We start from the raw sequence: 17912 nt of genomic DNA, 5'->3' as shown, positions 1-17912 counted from the left end.
ACCGGAACGGACCCTCCAATCAGGATTTCCTGACTGCATCCGGGTCCTGTCGATCCCGGTGTGCGGCAGGCTGTGGCCTTTGTGCCATCGCGTTTTGGTCTTGGCTGTTCTGCCCCGAGGAGCAAAGCGAACTTCTTCACAAGCCTTCTTTCGTTGTGAACCGGCGTGTTCTCCCAATCGAATTTCGGGATACCGTGCCACCCAGCCGCCGCGCCAATGGATGACCGTCGAGCTGTCCGCGGAAAGACTGGCGCTGGTCATTCGTCCTGCTCCGCCAGCAGTTGCCGCACCAGCTCGATCCGCTCGCCGATCCACTCTAACGCGTTGCAGGCCATGGAATTGCCCGGCGCCTAGTCGCGCGGCCCGTCCGGTGTCGCGGCCCGGCCCCGGCAGGGCATTTCCGTGTCACCATCGGCGAGGCGGACCGTGGTGCCGGACTGTATCGGAACCTGTTCGCAGAGCCGCCAACGGATACGCGAAAATCCGCCGAAGCGCCATCGCGGCCCCGGTTTGCCGGCACCCGCATAGCGGGAAATGTGGACAGGTTACCCGCCCCCGCGTAGGTTGTGCCCGATATCTGTCCGCCTGGCAGACAGCCAGCCACCGGTTCGTGCAGCGCACGGCCGAGGTCAGCCCCCTTGCCCCGGTGAGGCAGGTGCAACCTGGCGGGGCCGCATCGGCCCCGAACATCGTTCAGACAGGCAAAGGGATACCAGACATATGGCACGCGCATTGAAAACATCCATTGTTGCCGCGGCCCTTTTCGGCTCGACGACCGTCGGGGGCTGGGCGCAGGATGCGCTTCCGCTCGGTCAGGCCACGCTCCGGGGCGACGAGGTGATCGACACGCCGGCGGGTGCGATCGAATTGCAGGACAGCTACTTCGACGAGGACGCCTCGCAGCGCCTGTTCGACGCGATGGACCTGCAGCGGGCGGCGCAACTGTATATCTGGTCGACGCCGCTGGTCAGCACCACGACCTGGCGCGACAACCAGGGCGCGGCATTCGGCACCGGTCAACCCGGCGCCTTCGCCGTGCTGGAAACGCTGAAGGAAAAACGCGGTATCGTCACCGCCAACCTGACGACGCCCTATATCTTCAATTTCACCGACCTGTCGGACGGGCCGATCCAGATCGACTATCCCGCGGGCCAGACGGCGGGCGGCGTGCTGGACATGTGGATGCGGCCGGTGTTCGATCTCGGGCTGACCGGGCCGGACAAGGGTGAAGGCGCCACCTATATCGTGGTCGGACCCGACGGCGATCCGTCGCAATACCAGGCCGACGGCACCCATGTGTTCCAGAGCGCCACCAACAACGTGCTGGTGGGCATCCGCATCCTCGACCCCGATCCGGCCTATTACGACACCTATGTCGATGCCTACAGGATGGGTCCGGTGGGCAGCACCGAAACCGCGACCTTCGTCAAGGGCAAGGATGTGGAATGGAGCGCGACCGCGCCGCGCGGGATCGAATACTGGGAGAAGCTCGCCGCGATCGTCAACGAAGAACCCGTGCGCGAGATCGACAAGCCCTGGATGGAGATGCTGGCGCCGCTGGGCATCGTCAAGGGCGAGGCATTCGCGCCCGATGACCGCCAGCGGAAGATCCTGGCCGAAGGTGCCGCGCTGGGTGAGTTGATGACCCGCAACCTGCAGGTCAACCCGCGCTATGCCGATGTCTGGTGGGACGGCACGTCCTGGTACAAGAGCTTTGATTTCACCATCCCGCAGGAAACCGAGACGCTGCAGCAGTTCGACGAACGCGCGACCTGGTTCTACGAGGCCGTCGGATCGACCGAGGGCATGGTGAACCCGACACCGGGCGCCGGTCAGGTCTATATGACCACCAAGCGTGACGCCAATGGCGACATGCTGCGCGCCGACCGCAACTATGTGCTGCGCGTTCCCGCCGATGTGCCGGTGGCGCAGTTCTGGTCGCTGACGCTCTACAGCGAGAACACACGCCGGCCCTATGACAACGGCGGGACCGAGATTTCGGATGTCAGCCTCGACAGCCGGATGGAGCAGTTGCAATACAACGAAGACGGGTCCGTCGATCTGTATATCGGCCCCGACGTGCCCGAGGGGCTGGACAGCAACCACATGAAGACGGTCGCTGACGACGGGTGGTTCGTCTATTTCCGCCTCTACGGGCCCGAGCAGGCGTTCTTCGACAAGAGTTTCGTGCTGGCCGATTTCGAGATCGTCGAGTGAACCGGGATCGCCCTGCCGCCACGGGCAGGCGGGGCGGCCGTTTTCAACCTCAGGAGACCCTCATGAAACCCATGATACGCAGCGCGGCGCTCGCCGGGGCCGTCATTGCCACGGCAACCATCGCATCGGCCCAGTCTGAACCTATCCAGTCTGAGCGCATCCGGGCGCTCTCCGAACTGCCCTTCGAGCAGAACCGCCCGACCGCGGAGACGGCGCAGGCGCTGATGGAGGAACTCACCTTCCAGCGGGCAACGCAGACCTATCTCTGGGCGCTGCCGCTTCTGAACACGATGAGCATGCGCGACGGCGCGGCCGAGGCCTTCGGCACCGGCTACAACATCATGCCGATCTGGACCCGGCGCCTGGACGCGAAAACCAAGATCACCACGCCGAATTCCGACCTGATCTATGGCATGGTCTTTGCCGATCTGGGCGAGACCGGTCCGCTGGTGTTCGAGGCGCCGCCCAAGCTGCAGGGCATCCTGCTCGATTTCTGGCAGCGTCCGATCCCGGTCGATGGCGGTGCCTATTTCGGCGATCTCGGCCTGCCCGGTCCCGATGGCGGTGCCGGCGGCAATTTCCTGATCGTGCCGCCCGGATGGGACGGGGACGTGCCGGCAGATCACTATGTCTATCGCTCGTCCACCAACAACGTCTTCTTCTTCCTGCGCTCGTTTTACCAGTCGCTGGACAATATCGCGCCGGCGACCGACCTGCTGAAGCAATCGGTGATCTATCCGCTGGGGCAGAAGGACAGCGCCAGGCCGATGGAGTTTCCAGATGCGGCGGGCGGGTCCTATGACATGCTGCCGCGTTCCGATGCGCGTGCCTTCGAGCAACTGAAATACCTGGTGGATACCGAGGGCGGGAACCTTGCCGGTCCTGACTGGCTGGGCATGCTGGAAGGGTTGGACATTGCCGCCGACCGCGACTTCGCGCCCGATGAGGACACCCGCGCGCTCCTCGCCGCCGCCGCGCAGACCGGCTACAAGACAAGCCGCGTGATCGGCTTTCAGCATGGTCTGAATGGCGAGGATTTCCGCGTCTATGACGACCGGCAATGGCTGAACCCGGTGAACAACGTCTCGGCCCGCTGGCCCGACGTGCCGGTCGGGCTCGACTGGATGTCGGTCGAAACAGGATACCGTGAGCTCGATACGCGGGCCTGGTTCTTCACCGACTATTTCTCGATCAGCCCCGGCATGGTGTCGATGACACCCGGCAAGGGCGCCTATTACATGATCGCTTTCGAGGATGCCGATGGCGATCCGCTGGTGGGCGGCCAGAGCTACAGGCTGGACCTGCCGGCGGACATCCCCGCCGAACTGTTCTGGTCGGTGACGCTCTACGAAGCCGAGAACGCCTCGGGGCTCGACAATGGTCAGTCTTTTCCCTCGCTCGGCAAGCTCAACGAACCGGCACAGAACGACGATGGCAGCACGACGCTCCATATCGCGCCGGAGGCCCCGGAAGGCTGGGAAGGCAACTGGCTCGCGACGGTGCCGGACCGCGGCTTCTTCGCAATCCTGCGCCTCTACGCGCCCTCGCAACCGGCGCTCGACGGCAGCTGGAAACCCGGCGACATCGTGAAGGCCGAATAGGCGCAGCGAGGTCCCGTTCGATCGGGACGCGCAGCGAATTGTAGCCGGGGCGGCGCACTCCCGCTCGGGGCGCTGCAGATCCACGCCAATGCGTTGCAGGCGCTGGAGTTTCCCAACGTTTCGTCGCGCGGCCCGGCCCCGACGGGGAACATCCGTGTCGCCATCGGGGATCCGTCATCTGGCCTGCCTGCGATCACACCGCACGACTGTGCTATCCTGTCTCCAGGGCACCGAAACCGTTGGCAAGCGTGGAGGGGTAATCATGGAGGCAAAAGTTCCGGAAACGACCGAAGAGACGCTGGACCCAGGCGACTGGGATGGGCTGCAATCGTTGGCGCACCAGGTCGTCGACGACGCAATCGCGCATGTTCGGAACGTGCGGGACCGACCGGTCTGGCGAGATATGCCCGCAGAGGTGAGAGACGCCTTCACCGCATCGGCACCAAGCCATCCTCAGCCGCTTGCGGATGTCTATCACGAGCTTCACGAACTGCTCATGCCGTACCCGATGGGGAACATTCATCCACGGTTCTGGATGTGGTACATGGGGGCGGGCAGTGTCACTGGTGCATTGGCCGAGTTCCTTGCGGCCATCGACGGCTCCAATCTCGGCGGCGGAAACAATGCCGCGGCTTTGATGGACCGGCAGGTCGTCGACTGGCTCAGGCAGATGACCGGCTTTCCCGACAGCGCCGGGGGGACATTGGTCAGCGGCGGATCCATGGCCAATATCATCGGCCTGACCGCCGCGCGCAATGCAATGGCGGGCATCGATGTCCGATCCGAAGGGGTTGCGGCAATGCCGCAGCCGCTGCGATTTTACGGGTCCGATCAGCTGCATAGTTGCCATCAGAAGGCGGTGGAACTGCTGGGGCTGGGCAACAAGGCGTTGCGGCGCGTGCCCACGGGGCCGGATTTCCGCATGGATGTCAGCGCCCTGGAAGACATGATTGCCGAGGACCGTAACGCCGGTTTTCGTCCGGCTTGCGTCATCGCGACCGCCGGAACCGTGAATACGGGCGCCATCGATGACCTGCCCGGGATCAACGCGCTTTGCCGCAAGGAAGGGCTTTGGTTCCATGTCGATGGCTGCATCGGCGCGTTGATCGCGATCGCACCGGAAAACCGACACCTGGTCAGTGGGCTGGAAATGGCAGATTCGATTGCTCTCGATCCGCACAAATGGCTGCATGTGCCCTTTGAGGCCGGGTGTGCGCTGGTCCGGGACGCAACCACGCATCGGAACACGTTCGCCGTGCATCCAGAATATCTCGAGGGAAAACCGCGCGGGATAGCGGCGTGCGAATATCTGCATGACTACAATCTTCAGACCTCCCGTGCATTCCGGGCACTGAAAATCTGGCTGACACTCAAGGAACATGGCATCGACAAGTTCGGCCGGCTGATCAACCAGAACATCGCGCAGGCCCGCTATCTCAGTGGCCTGATCGAGCGCACGCCGGATCTGCAGCTGGTCGCGCCGACGGCAATCAACATCGTCTGCTTCCGCCACGATCCCGGAGCACGACCGGAGGCCGAGCTATGTGACCTGAACACGGAAATCATGCTGCGAATGCAGGAAACCGGCGTTGCCGCGGTTTCCGACACTTCCGTTGCCGGACATCATTGCCTGCGCGTGGCAATCTGCAACCATCGCACCAGGCGCGAAGACCTCGACCTGCTGGTTCAAGAAGTATCCCGGATCGGCGGTGTCTTGGTGCGCGGCGAAAGCGCTGGGGCTGGAAACGCGATCGACCCGTCCGCCGCAGAGAAGTGACCCAAGCGCGTTTCCGCTTCAGCTATCAGTGCCTCGAACCCTGCGTCGTCAATGAACTCCGACATCGTCCAGCCGCGGACATCCATTCGGACCCATTCACGAATTGACGCAAATCGCGCAACGCCCGATACCGTGTTTATCGCAGCGCCGGTGAGCCCGCCTTCATCCAGAAGCTCTTTCAGCAACGGCTTTCTGCCGAGAACAAACGGAGCGCGCAGAGCATCTGCGGCATCGTTGCCGAACATGGCTTCGACCAGCCTGATCATGTCCGCATACCCCGGAGAAGCGGCTACATCGGCCCAGACCGTCAGCGCAATTCTGCCCCCGGGACGAACCACGCACCTCATTTCGGCCAGGGCTCTGGTCCGGTCATCGAAGAACATCAGGCCGAATTGGCACAGGACGATGTCGAATGTGTTTGCGGCAAAGGGCAGATCCTCGGCCAGACCCTCGATCCATTCGATGTCCCCTGCGTATGATCGCGCCACGGCGAGCATCCCGACATTCCGATCCAGCCCGACCACGCGACCGCCCGAACGGATGCGGTTCGCGACCACGCGGGTCGTCGCGCCGGTTCCGCAGGCCACATCCAGGACTTGGCTGTTCGCTCCCAGGTCCGCGGCATCGCACAGAGGTTCCGCCCATTGCCCGAACAATGCCGGCACAAAGAACTCATCATAGATTTCAGCGGCCGAACCAGAGACCTGTCCAGCTGTTGCGGTCGCGGTTGCCATTGCTTCCCCCATCGGTTCGATTGTCATCGCCCCAAGGATGACCCAAAGCCATATGCAAGATATAGTTCAAGATCTGTAGGAACGGGAAAAACACGCGGGATGAAATCCTACGGACAATTCTGTCCGGTCGCCAAGGCGGCCGAGGTGTTTTGCGAGCGCTGGAACGCCCTCATCGTTCGTGATCTCGCGCACGGGCCACGTCGGTTCACCGATCTTCAACGCGGTGTTCCGCTGATGTCACCGTCGCTTCTGTCCTCGAGGCTGAAATGGCTGATCGAGGAAGGCGTGATCGAGCGTCACAACATGGGCGAAAAGCGCCCCGGCTATGCCCTGACCAAAGCGGGCGGTGAATTCGTTCCTGTGGTCGAGGGTCTCGGCATCTGGGGCCAGCGATGGACAAGGCGCGAATTGAAAGAGCACGAAATTGACCTGGGGTTGCTGGTCTGGGGCCTGGAGAGTTCCGCCAACCCCGATGCCTTTGGCGCCAGACGCTGTCTCATCCGGCTGGAACTGAGCGATCAGGCAGATGCGAAACGGTTCTGGTGGTTCCTGAACCAGAAGGAGAAATGCGAGCTATGCGTCGACGATCCGGGCGGTGACGTCAATCTCTACGTCGCCTGCACGCTTCCGGACGCGATCCATATCATCCGTGGCGATGTGACGATGGCCAACGCGATCGATACCCACCGGCTCGAAGTTCTTGGTGACGGCTGGGCAAGACTGGCATTTGCCGATTGGCTCAACCTTGGTCCTCTCGCAAAGGTGCCGTCGAGGCGAAACGATGCCTGACAGGACCTGGGGGCGGCCCGCAGCGCAGGTTCGGACCGAGCCCGATATGCCCGATACGGCGCGTTGCACCGCGACCCGCCATTCACCACCCCGTCAGGGCAAGCGGAGGATCGATTGCGTGGCTTCATGTCGGCTGCCGGGATGTGGGTCGCTGTCGGAGATTGACCAGAATGATACCCGTCACAACGCCGGCCGCACCGGCCACTAGCGTGACAGTGACCTGCTCGCCGAGCAACAGGACCGCCAGAACGCTCCCGAAAACAGGCATCAGGTGTACGAACTGCCCCCCGCGCTCAGGTCCGACCACGCTGATCCCATAGGTCCAGAACAGAAAGCCGGTCGCTGACGCGAAAACAGCGATGTAAAGAACCGCCCATATGGGTGTCGCCTGACATCTGCGGTTCTTCGATACCGCGAACGAGCAGAAGCACAAGCATTGCCGCAAGTGCCACTGATGCTGGCCACGAGCGTCACGGCTTGCGGAGCATCCACCGGCCTTACGCGCAGCAAGAGCGTGTACCAGCCAGTGCCGCCAGACGGGGCTTTCCAGGTCTCGGGAGATGTGGGTCAGCCAATGGGCCGCACGAACGACAATATGTCCACGCCCCATGGACGCGCGTGCGATGCGCGTTCCATCTCCGGGCGTCACGAACGATAGGTCCTGCCGCGGAGCTAAACTTGGTGTTCATCAGCCCCACAATACGGGCTTTCGTTTCGCGGCGCACCTTTCGAGGCCCGGTGCTGATACGCGACGAGTTCCTCAGCGAGACAATGTTCCGCGCCCTTGTTCGCGCAAAACTGGCGATTGCGCTCTGGACGGCTGACCACGCAGTCCGACGCCCGCATTAGGTCTCGTTCGGCGGAGCGCCCGAGGGGCGGTGAAAACGGCATCCTTGCGAAGTTTGTGGAATGCTGGGTCTGAAAAAAATTTCACCCACCGAAAAATATTCAGAAGTGTTTTGACTCGGAGGTTTGCCTTTTGCAGTTTCGCCTCAATGCAATAAACTGCATGGGCTGAAATATCTTGCGAACTGTCCCGGAGGAGGGGCGTCGTCAGGTGCGCAGCCCCCATCCAAGGGAGAGAGAGATGAAATCCATATCAACAAAGGCGATCCTTGCCTCCACGGTTCTGGCCGCTGGAGTAGCGGCATCTGCACCGGCTTCGGCCGAGGGGATCATGTGCGAGCCGGGTGAAACCTACGTCATGAACGTGATGGTGTCGGGCCACCCCTACTGGGTTCCGGTCTATCAGGGGTTCAAGCAGGCGGCTGAAGCCTTTGGGTGCGAAACCGTGTTCTCCGGCACGCCTGACTACGACATCACCAAGCAGATCGCTTCCTTCGAGCAGGACATGATCAAGACCCCCGCCGGTATCCTGCTGCACCCGATGCAGTCCGATCCGTTCATCGAACCGATCAACCGTGCCATCGCCAACGGGACCGAAATCGTTACCTTCGCCGCGGATTCGCCCAATTCCAACCGCTCGGGCTACATCACGTCCGACAATCGCGCCGAAGCCAAGTTCGCGGCAGAGGAAATCGTGGCCCAGGTCGGTGACAGCGCGGAATACGCCGTGCTCGAAAACCCGGGGCAGTCGAACCACGATCTGCGCGTCACCGCCCTGATCGAATACATGGAAGCCAACTATCCGGACATGAAACTCGTCGGGCGCCAGGCGACCAATCAGGACAGCAATGCCGCCTACAAGGCCACGGCCTCGATCATTCAGGCCAACCCCAACCTCGCCGCCATGTGGATCCCCGAAGCCGGATCGGCAGAAGGGGCGGTCGCGGCAAAACTGGAAGCGGGGTCCGATGTGTTGATCATGCATGCCGACGTGACCCCGACCACGCTGGAGCATATCAAGGCCGGCAACATCCATATGTCGCTGAACCCCAACCAGGGCGTTCAGGGTTTCATGGGCTTCATGGCCGTGCATCTGGCCAATCGGTCCGAGATCTTCGACCCCTTCAACGACTGGAAAACCAGCGGATTCAACCCGGTGCAGATCCCGTTCATGGACAACGGCTTTGCCGTCATCACCAAGGAGAACGCGGACAGCTTTGATCTGAACGTCTACATGGAAGGCCGCGATCCCGCCTAGACTGGCAACCTCCCGCCTGCGCTGCCCGATCGTTACGACGGGCAGCGCATTTTCCATCCACCCATGATCGGCGCCGAAAAGATGCAAAACATCGTTCTCGAAATCAGCGATCTCAGCAAGTCGTTTGGGCCGGTCAAGGCGCTGCGCGGGATCAACTTCGAACTGCGCAAGGGTGAAATCCACGCCGTCGCCGGCGAAAACGGAGCCGGCAAGTCCACCCTGATGAACGTCATCGACGGCATCCTGCAGCCCGACAGTGGCGAAATCCGGCTGGATGGCAAACCGGTCACGATCACGTCGCCGACGATGGCGCAACGGTTGGGCATCGGTTTCGTCCACCAGGAGATCGCGCTCTGTCCCGATGTGTCGGTCGCCGAGAATATCTTCATGGCGACGACCAACACCAGCCGCGCCTGGTTCATGGACTACAGGAAACTGGAGCATGATGCCCGCGCCGCCTTTCGCCAGCTCAGCGACATCGACCCCTCCACGCTGGTCCGCGATTTGTCCATTTCGCACCAGCAACTGGTGGAAATCGCCAAGGCGCTGACGCTGGACTGCCGTATCCTGATCCTTGACGAACCCACCGCGGCGCTGACCGAGAACGAAGCGCAGACGCTTTTTCGCATCATGCGGGACCTTGCGGACCGGGGCATCTCGATCATCTACATCTCGCATCGCATGGTCGAGATCTTCGACAATTGCGACCGTGTCTCGGTATTCCGGGATGGTCAGCACATCACCACCCGAAACGTGGCCGAGATCGAGCCGAGCGACGTGGTCAACGCCATGGTCGGTCGGGTCATCGACAATCTCTATCCCGCCAAGCAGACCACCCCATCCGAGGAAACCCTGCTGGAGGTTCGTGACCTGTCCGAAGCCCGGCGGTTCAGGAATGTCAGCTTTACGCTGAAGAAGGGCGAGATCCTCGGGATCGCCGGGCTGATCGGGGCCGGTCGCAGCGAGCTTGCCAAGGGCGTCTGCCGTCTCGAGGGCGATGTGACCGGAGAGGTCTGGCTGAAGGGCAAGCGCCTGAATCTGCGATCCTATCAGGACAGTATCGCGCATGGCATGGTTTACCTGTCCGAGGATCGCAAGGGCGACGGGGTCTTTCTGGACCTGTCGATTGCCGCGAATGTCTCGGCCCTGAAGGTCGAGCAGGTTGCCGGCCGTCTGGGGCTGATCAGCACTGTGGCCGAACATCGGCAAAGCGATGCACTGGGCCGCAAGCTCAACCTCAAATGCGGCGCGCTGACCGATCCGGTCATGTCACTGTCGGGTGGCAATCAGCAAAAGGTCGCCATCGCCAAGATGCTCTCGGTCAACCCCGAACTGATCTTTCTCGATGAACCCACCCGCGGCGTCGATGTGGGGGCGAAATCGGAAATCCACCAGATTCTGCGCGACCTGGCCGAGGCCGGCGTGGGCATCGTGGTGATTTCATCGGAACTGCCGGAACTGATCGGGGTCTGCGACCGGGTTCTGGTGATGCGCGAGGGCCGCATCAGCGGCGAGGTCACCGGTGACGAGATTACCGAAGAGAACATCATGCGATTGGCGTCGGTTCTCGATGCCTCCGCCACACTGGCATGAGAAAGGCACGAGGCATGGACAACACGACAACCCTTGCGGCCCAAGACCGGCCACCGACCGCCAACGTTCCCGTGCTCAAGCGGTTCCTGCAGATGCGGGAGACGGGCCTCGTCCTGATCATTCTGGCGCTCTTCATCATCATGTCTTTCGCCTCGCCCTATTTTCTGACCTGGGCCAACATGCGGGCGATGTCGATGGCCTTTGCAGTCGATGGCCTGTTGGTGATCGGCATGACGATCCTCTTGATCTCGGGTGGCATCGACCTTTCGGTCGGTTCCGTCACAGCACTGGCGATGGTGGTTGCGGGTTGGCTGTTCCTGGGCGGCGTGAACCCCTGGATCGCCTCGGCCATGGCGATTGCGATGTGCACCGGGATCGGGGCCTTCATGGGCTTCTTCGTCACCCGCGTGGGCCTGCATCACTTCATCGTCTCTCTGGCCGTGATGGTGATCGCGCGCGGGGCCTGCCTGCTGTTTACCGGTGGTCGTCCGCTCGGGCTCTATACTCTGCCGCCGGAATTCAAGTTCATCGGGCAGGGGTCCATCGGACCGTTCCCTGTGGTGATCATCATCTTCCTGGTCTTCGTGATCGCCTTTGACTTCATGCTGCGCCGCACCACGATGTTCCGCAAGGTGTTCTACACCGGAAGCAACGAAAAGGCGGCGGCCTATTCCGGCATTCGCACCAAGAAGGTGATCTTCCTGACCACCACGCTGTGCTCGGCTCTCTGCGGCATTGCCGGGATCATCTACATGGCGCGGTTCGGATCGGCGCAACCGACCTTCGGGCTGGGCCTGGAACTGACGATCATCGCGGCAGCCGTCATCGGCGGTGCAAGCCTCAATGGCGGCTCGGGTTCCATCCTCGGCGCGATCCTCGGTGTGATCCTGCTTTCGCTGGTCTCAAGCTCGCTGGCGCTTCTCGATGTCTCTGTCTACTGGCAGGACATCATTCGCGGCACCATCCTGCTCGCCGCAGTGACGATCGACCATTACCTCAACAAGAGACGGAGGTAGCCATGCCGGACGTCCAGAAGGATTTTGAACTCATTCGCCAGATCCATGCCGTCCTCGTGCTTCATTTCATGGAGGGACAGAAGCAGTCGGATATCGCCCGGAGGCTCAATCTCTCCACCTCGAAGGTGAATCGCCTGATTACGCAGGGCCGCAAACTGGGGATGGTCAAGATTGATATCGAAAGCCCCTTTCAGGCGCTCACCGACCTCGAAAGGGTTCTGACCGAGCGCTGCGGGCTTCGCGATGCGATGGTCACTCCATCGGTGCAAGGCAGTGTTGAAACCACATTGCAACAAGTGGGTCGCGCAGCCGCGCACCACCTGACGGAAAGTCTCAAGGACGGGGATGTCATCGCCATCACGGGCGGCAAGGCCGTCAGCGCCGTGGTCGAGAACCTTGACCCCGAACGCAGTTTCGACGTCACGGTGGTGCCGCTGACCGGGGCGGTTCAGGGCAAGTTCTTTACCGATGTCAATCATCTGGCGAACCGGATGGCGGATCGGCTGGGCGGGCGCACGATGCTGATGCACGCCCCGCTCTTTGCCGAGACAAAGGACCAGCGCAACATGCTGATGGAGGTGGCCTCGATCCGCGAAGTGATGGACCTCGCCCGCCGCGCCACGGTGGCCCTTGTCGGTATCGGGTCCATCGAACCCGAAGGGTCCAGCTATTACGACCTGCATCCCGTGCCCGAGGCCGACCGCAAGATGCTCGTCGGCATGGGCGTCGTGGGCGAATTTCTCGCCCATCTCATTCACAGCAACGGGGCGGTGTCGAACTACGCGCTCAATTCGCGTCTGGTTTCCGTCGCGCCGGGTGAGCTTTCCAATTGTGAGCGGGTTATCGGCGTGACCGCCGGACCCGAGAAGGTCGCGCCGCTGAAGGCCGTCCTGAGCGGAAAGCTCGTTGATACCGTCATTCTCGACGAAGACACCGCCAAGGCGGTTCTGAACGATATGGAAGGGGCACAGGATGTCGCATGAAATGCAAACACGGACCATTGGCGGTTCGGGGATCGAGGCGTCCGTCATCGGGCTCGGGACCTGGGCCATCGGCGGCTGGATGTGGGGCGGCACCGACGAGGCCCGCTCGATCGCCGCGATCCAGGCTTCGGTGGACGAAGGCGTCACGCTGATCGACACCGCCCCTGCCTATGGTCAGGGCTTGGCCGAAGAGATCGTCGGCAAGGCGCTGGTCGGTCGCCGTGACAAGGTCGTGCTCGCCACGAAGTGCGGGCTGGTCTGGCACACACGGAAAGGCAATCACTTCTTCGACTATGAGGGCCGGCCCGTGCATCGCTATCTTGGCAGGGATGCGATCATCCACGAGGTCGAGCAAAGCCTGAAGCGGCTCGGCACCGACTACATCGATCACTACATCACGCACTGGCAGGACCCGACGACACCCATTGCCGAGACGATGGAGGCGCTGGAAACGCTGAAGGCCCAGGGCAAGATCCGCTCGATCGGGGCCAGCAATACCGAGCCTGCGGATGTGGAGGCCTATCTCGCCGCCGGGCAACTGGATGCGGTGCAGGAGGAATACTCGATGGTCAAGCGTGGCCTCGAGACGGACATGCTGCCGCTTTGCCGCGACAAGGGTGTGTCGGTGCTCAGCTATTCATCGCTGGCCCTTGGCCTGCTCAGCGGCAAGATGGGGCCGGAACGCGTCTTTGAAGGTGACGATCAGCGCAAGGACAACCCGCTCTTTTCACAGGCCAATCGTCAGAAGGTCGCTGGCCTGATGACCGCGATTTCACCGATTGCCGAGGCGCAGGGGGCGACGCTGGCGCAAACGGTCATTGCCTGGACCGTCTCGCGGCCCGGAGTGACCTTTTCGCTCTGCGGCGCGCGCGACGCTGCACAGGCCACCGAAAATGCCAAGGCGGGCCGTTTGCGCCTGTCACAGGAAGATATCGAAACCATCAACCGGGCTGCCGCCGCACATCTGGGCGACATGGCCGCCTAGCCAGAACCAGGATCAAAAGGAACGGCGCCGGGGCGATTGCCCGCCGCGGCGAACGGGTAAGACATGTCTGAACAACGCCGCAAAGACCTGACCAAGCTGCGCACGACACCGGATGTGGATGTCGTGATCGTAGGCGGCGGTGTCAACGGAATCGGCGTCTATCGCGATCTGGCCCTGCAGGGCCTGCGTGTCCTCCTGATCGAGCGAAACGACTTCTGCTCGGGGTGCAGCGCGGCCCCCTCGCGGATGATCCATGGCGGCCTGCGCTATCTTGAGAACGGTGAATTCGATCTCGTCCGGGAATCGCTGCAGGAACGCGATGCGCTCCTGCGCAACGCTCCGCATATGGTCCGGCCTCTGCCGACGATGATCCCGATCACGTCGCTTGCGTCCGGCATGCTGAACGCGGCGGCGCATTTTTTCGGCCACCACGGCAAACCTGCCAATCGAGGGGCGATCCCAATCAAGATCGGCCTGACGCTCTACGACTGGGTGTCGCGCAAGCGGCGCGCGATACCCAAACACCGGTTCCACTCACGCAGGATCACACGCAGGACCTGGCCAGAGCTGACCCAGGAGGCCAGGCGTTCGGTCGTTTACCATGATGCCTGGATCAGCCACCCTGAACGCCTTTGCATCGAGATGCTGCGCGACACCACATATGCGGCACCCGGCTCCGTTGCGCTCAACTACGCGGAGCTGCGCAACTGCGACGGCCGGTTCAGCGTGATCGACGGACCGACGGGCGAGGTTTTCGAGATCAATCCCAGGGTGATCGTGAACGCCACGGGCGCCTGGGTCGACGATACCGCGCGCACGTTGTCTGGCCGGAACGCGGAGCGGATGGTTTCGGGCACCAAGGGTTCTCACCTGATCCTGGAGAATGCCGCGCTGTATGATGCGCTGAACGGGCACATGGTGTTCTATGAAAACACCGATGGCCGGGTGTGCATCGTTTTTCCCTATCTGGGCAAGGTGCTTGCGGGTTCGACCGATCTGCGCACGGACAAGGTCGCGCGCGTGCGCTGCGAACCCGAAGAGCTGGACTATATCCTGGGGTCGCTGCGGCTGGTTTTCCCCGGAATCGACGTCTCGCCGCGGGATGTCGTCTTCAGCTACAGCGGCATCCGCCCCTTGCCGATGAGCGATGCCGATTTCACCGGCCGCATCTCGCGCGGGCATTCGATCCGCCGCATCGCCGGAGCGGTGCCGCAATTCTGCATGATCGGCGGCAAATGGACGACATTCCGCGCCTTTGCCGAAGAAGCCGGGGATGAAGTGTTGCGGGAGCTGGGAAAAACCCGCAGAATCTCCACCCTCGATCTGCCGATTGGCGGCGGCTTCGGCTACGACGAAACAGACAGTGGCGCGCTGTCGGCCTGCGGCAGCCTGGCGCCCGACAGGGTCGCGCATCTGCGCGAGCACTATGGCAGTCAGGCTACCGAAATCGCCGCTTTCTGCATGGCGCATAACGGTCGGGAATTGACCCCGGCGACCCGTTATTTCGACGCGGAAATTGCCTGGATCCTGACCCATGAATATGCGCTGACGCTCTCGGATATTGTCCTGCGGCGCACCGACCTTGCGATCACGGGTCAGATCTCGGGCGAGATCATCGACCGGATTGGCGCGATCATGGCCCGGACCTGCGGCCTGACCACGACCGAGATCGAAGATCAGAAGCAATCACTCACGGAAGAACTGGCTGCCTATCACGGCGTGTCCGCGGACATGCTTGCGGCGCGCAACAGAAAGGACTCACTTCAATGAAAATCAGCACCAAGGCGCGGATGAACCGGCTGTTTTCCAACGGCGGCTGTCTCGATGTGGCCATTGATCACGGGGTCTGCAACGAACCCGGTTTCATGGTCGGTCTCGAAGACATGCCCGGCGTGATGGACACGCTGATCAAGGCAAGGCCCGACGCGATCCAATGCGCCTATGGTCAGGCCGACCTGCTTCAATCGCGCCCCGAAAAGGACAAGCCCGCGCTGGTGATGCGCATCGACATGGGCAACCCCTATAACGACCAGCGCCACCGGGTGATGTGGTCGCAGTTGCAAAACGCGGATGAGCCGATCCTCGGCGCACTGGAAATGGATGCCGCCGCCGTCGTCGTGAACCTCTTCATGCTCCCCGACGAGCCCGAGTTGTTCCGCCAGTGCATCGAGAACATCAGCCGCGTGCGCGAGGCTTGCCGCAAATATGGCATGCCGCTGATGATCGAACCTCTGGTGATGCTGCCCAACGATGTGCGCGGCGGCTATCAGGTGGATGGCGATGCGGAAAAGATCGTCACGCTCGTCCGCCTCGCCTCCGAGATGGGGGCGGACATCATCAAGGCCGATCCCACGGCCGATCCGCAGGTCTATCACCGCGTGATCGAAGCGGCGCGGGTTCCGGTGCTGGTCCGCGGCGGCGGCAAGGAAGACCTCAGGACCGTCCTGATGAAGTCCGCCGAGATCATCGGGCAGGGCGCCCGCGGCATGGTTTACGGCCGCAACATCTATCAGCATGATAACCCCAAAGCGGTGGTCGCGGCCCTGATGGCGATGATCCATGACGGCGCGAGCGGGGAAGAAGCCTGGGATGTCTACAACCGTGGCTAAGGCGAACAGCTACTACCTCGGCCTCGATGCGGGCAACACCGTCATCAAGGCGGTGCTGTTCGATGCCGAGGGCCGGCAAGTCGCGCTGCACGCGCTTGACGGCCATTCGGCAACGCCCGCGCCGGGACATGTCGAACGCGACATCGATGAGTTGTGGCGCAATGCGACCCAGGCGATCCGCGGCTGCATCCAGAAGGCCGGGATCGATGCCGCCGGGATCGCCGCGATCGGCTGTGCGGGGCACGGCAACGGGCTTTACCTGCTCGACCGGGACGGTGGTTCATTGCTGGGCGTGCAGTCGCTCGATACACGCGCGGCTGGTATGGCCGATCAGTTGCGGGCGGAAAAGGGCGATGCGCTGCACGCCCTGTGCCTGCAAAAACCCTGGCCTGCCCAGACGCCGATGCTGCTGGCCTGGATCAGGCAACACCGGCCTGCGCTCTATGCGCAGATCGGCACGGTCCTTTTGTGCAAGGATGTGCTGACCTACCGGCTGACGGGGGAACGGGTCAGCGATCTGTCGGATATGTCCGGCTGCGGCCTGACCCGGATGCCCGAATGTCGCTACGACGATACGCTGCTGGCGCTCTATGGCCTGTCGGATGCGCGCGAGATGCTGCCGCGCCTCATCGACCCAGCAGAGGTCGCAGGCACCGTCACGCCCGACGCGGCGGAGGCCACCGGCCTCGTTGCCGGAACGCCGGTGATCGGCGGCTATTTCGACGTGATCGCAAGCGCTATGGGCTCTGGCGTCGTGTCCGAGGGGGAGGCCTCCCTGATCGCGGGGACATGGGGCATAAACCAGGTCTTTTCCGCCCGACCTGCGGTCGACCCGACGGTGTTCATGGTCGCGGCATTCGGTCCAGACCGCTTCGTGAATATCGAATCGAGCGCGACCTCGGCGGCAAACCTGGAATGGTATGTCCGCGAATTCGTCGAACGCGGGGCGCATCACGATGACCCCTTCGGCTATTGCAATTCGCAGATCGGCAACGTTGCGCCGGGCAAGGACGATCCGTTCTATCATCCGTTCCTTTATGGGTCCGGCCAGGGGGCGGAGTTTCGCGCCGGGTTCTACGGCATCGCGGGCTGGCATTCCGAAGGGCACCTGCTGCGCGCGCTTTTCGAAGGCGTGATGTTCGAGCATCGCCGCCATGTCGAGGTGCTCAAATCCGCGGGCCTGCCCATCGCGCGCGCGGTTCTCTCGGGTGGTGGCTCTCGCAGTCCGCACTGGCCGCAGATGTTCGCCGATTGCCTGGGCATTCCGATCACCGTCTCGGCGGCACAGGAAACCGGGGCGCTTGGCGCGGCCATCGGCGCGGCCTGCGCGACCGGTGAGGCCGCGCATTACGAAGAGGCGGTGGCGCGCATGACGCGGGTGGCGCGGCGGATCGAACCGGTGGCCGAGATGGCGGGCCATTATGCCGCGCGCTACGACACATATCTCGACCTGATCGAGACGATGCGCGGTTTCTGGTCACGAAACGCGCGATGAAAGACCATG

14 protein-coding genes are annotated in these 17912 nt (G+C 62.5%); 12 read left to right on the top strand and 2 right to left on the bottom strand.

All coding sequences use genetic code 11. The annotated features are described in order from the left end of the window. The first annotated feature begins 720 nt into the window (after positions 1-720). From C6Y53_RS07365 to C6Y53_RS07355, 3 genes are all read left to right on the top strand, one after another. The gene (locus C6Y53_RS07365) at positions 721-2217 is read left to right on the top strand and encodes a DUF1214 domain-containing protein (RefSeq protein ID WP_106471846.1); all 1497 of its coding nucleotides are present in this window, start codon (positions 721-723) and stop codon (positions 2215-2217) included. Positions 2218-2279: 62 nt separating this feature from the next. Further along, positions 2280-3818 carry a DUF1254 domain-containing protein gene (locus C6Y53_RS07360; RefSeq protein WP_106471845.1) on the top strand — a complete coding sequence of 513 codons (1539 nt, stop codon included), beginning with the start codon at positions 2280-2282 and terminating at the stop codon, positions 3816-3818. Between the two features lie 262 nt (positions 3819-4080). Beyond that, positions 4081-5595 (top strand): pyridoxal phosphate-dependent decarboxylase family protein, encoded by a 1515-nt coding sequence (locus C6Y53_RS07355; RefSeq protein ID WP_106471843.1) that lies wholly within the window; start codon positions 4081-4083, stop codon positions 5593-5595. On the opposite strand, the gene C6Y53_RS07350 is transcribed toward C6Y53_RS07355, so the two are convergent. Continuing rightward, positions 5505-6329, bottom strand: coding sequence for a class I SAM-dependent methyltransferase (locus tag C6Y53_RS07350; RefSeq protein WP_211299486.1), 825 nt, complete (start codon positions 6327-6329; stop codon positions 5505-5507). The two genes, C6Y53_RS07355 and C6Y53_RS07350, sit on opposite strands and share 91 nt — an antisense overlap. A 99-nt stretch (positions 6330-6428) precedes the next feature. Between C6Y53_RS07350 and C6Y53_RS07345 the strand changes: the two genes are divergently transcribed. After that, on the top strand, positions 6429-7118 hold the full coding sequence (locus C6Y53_RS07345; RefSeq protein WP_106471841.1) for a winged helix-turn-helix transcriptional regulator: 690 nt from the start codon (positions 6429-6431) through the stop codon (positions 7116-7118). A 124-nt stretch (positions 7119-7242) separates the two neighbouring features. Here the strand turns inward: C6Y53_RS07345 and C6Y53_RS21430 are convergent, their stop codons facing one another. Beyond that, positions 7243-7728, bottom strand: a complete 486-nt coding sequence (locus C6Y53_RS21430) for a DMT family transporter (protein ID WP_106471840.1) — start codon at positions 7726-7728, stop codon at positions 7243-7245. 477 nt (positions 7729-8205) lie between these two features. Here C6Y53_RS21430 and C6Y53_RS07335 point away from each other — a divergent pair, with 477 nt between their 5' ends. The 8 genes from C6Y53_RS07335 (at position 8206) to C6Y53_RS07300 (ending at position 17903) form a co-directional block, all read left to right on the top strand. Continuing rightward, on the top strand, positions 8206-9222 hold the full coding sequence (locus C6Y53_RS07335; RefSeq protein WP_106471839.1) for a substrate-binding domain-containing protein: 1017 nt from the start codon (positions 8206-8208) through the stop codon (positions 9220-9222). 81 nt (positions 9223-9303) lie between these two features. Continuing rightward, on the top strand, positions 9304-10815 hold the full coding sequence (locus tag C6Y53_RS07330; protein WP_106473998.1) for a sugar ABC transporter ATP-binding protein: 1512 nt from the start codon (positions 9304-9306) through the stop codon (positions 10813-10815). Between the two features lie 14 nt (positions 10816-10829). Continuing rightward, on the top strand, positions 10830-11831 hold the full coding sequence (locus C6Y53_RS07325) for an ABC transporter permease (RefSeq protein WP_106471838.1): 1002 nt from the start codon (positions 10830-10832) through the stop codon (positions 11829-11831). A 2-nt stretch (positions 11832-11833) separates the two neighbouring features. Next, positions 11834-12814: a sugar-binding transcriptional regulator gene (locus tag C6Y53_RS07320; protein WP_106471837.1), complete on the top strand. Its 981-nt coding sequence runs from the start codon at positions 11834-11836 to the stop codon at positions 12812-12814. Between the two features lies 1 nt (position 12815). Beyond that, complete coding sequence (locus C6Y53_RS07315) at positions 12816-13799, top strand: aldo/keto reductase (protein ID WP_244614967.1); 984 nt, start codon at positions 12816-12818, stop codon at positions 13797-13799. Positions 13800-13913: 114 nt separating this feature from the next. Beyond that, a complete protein-coding gene (locus C6Y53_RS07310) occupies positions 13914-15569 on the top strand; it encodes a glycerol-3-phosphate dehydrogenase/oxidase (RefSeq protein ID WP_244614966.1) in 1656 nt (551 codons plus the stop codon). After that, complete coding sequence (locus C6Y53_RS07305; protein WP_106471834.1) at positions 15566-16408, top strand: class I fructose-bisphosphate aldolase; 843 nt, start codon at positions 15566-15568, stop codon at positions 16406-16408. The genes C6Y53_RS07310 and C6Y53_RS07305 overlap by 4 nt, the downstream gene beginning before the upstream one ends. Next, positions 16389-17903: an FGGY-family carbohydrate kinase gene (locus C6Y53_RS07300; RefSeq protein WP_106471833.1), complete on the top strand. Its 1515-nt coding sequence runs from the start codon at positions 16389-16391 to the stop codon at positions 17901-17903. Before C6Y53_RS07305 ends, C6Y53_RS07300 begins: the two co-directional genes overlap by 20 nt. Positions 17904-17912: the final 9 nt, after the last annotated feature.

The sequence above is a fragment of the Pukyongiella litopenaei genome (genome assembly GCF_003008555.2).
GTDB lineage: Bacteria > Pseudomonadota > Alphaproteobacteria > Rhodobacterales > Rhodobacteraceae > Pukyongiella > Pukyongiella litopenaei.
Note: the sequence above shows the minus strand (reverse complement) of the source record. Positions and strands in the feature narration are given on the sequence as shown.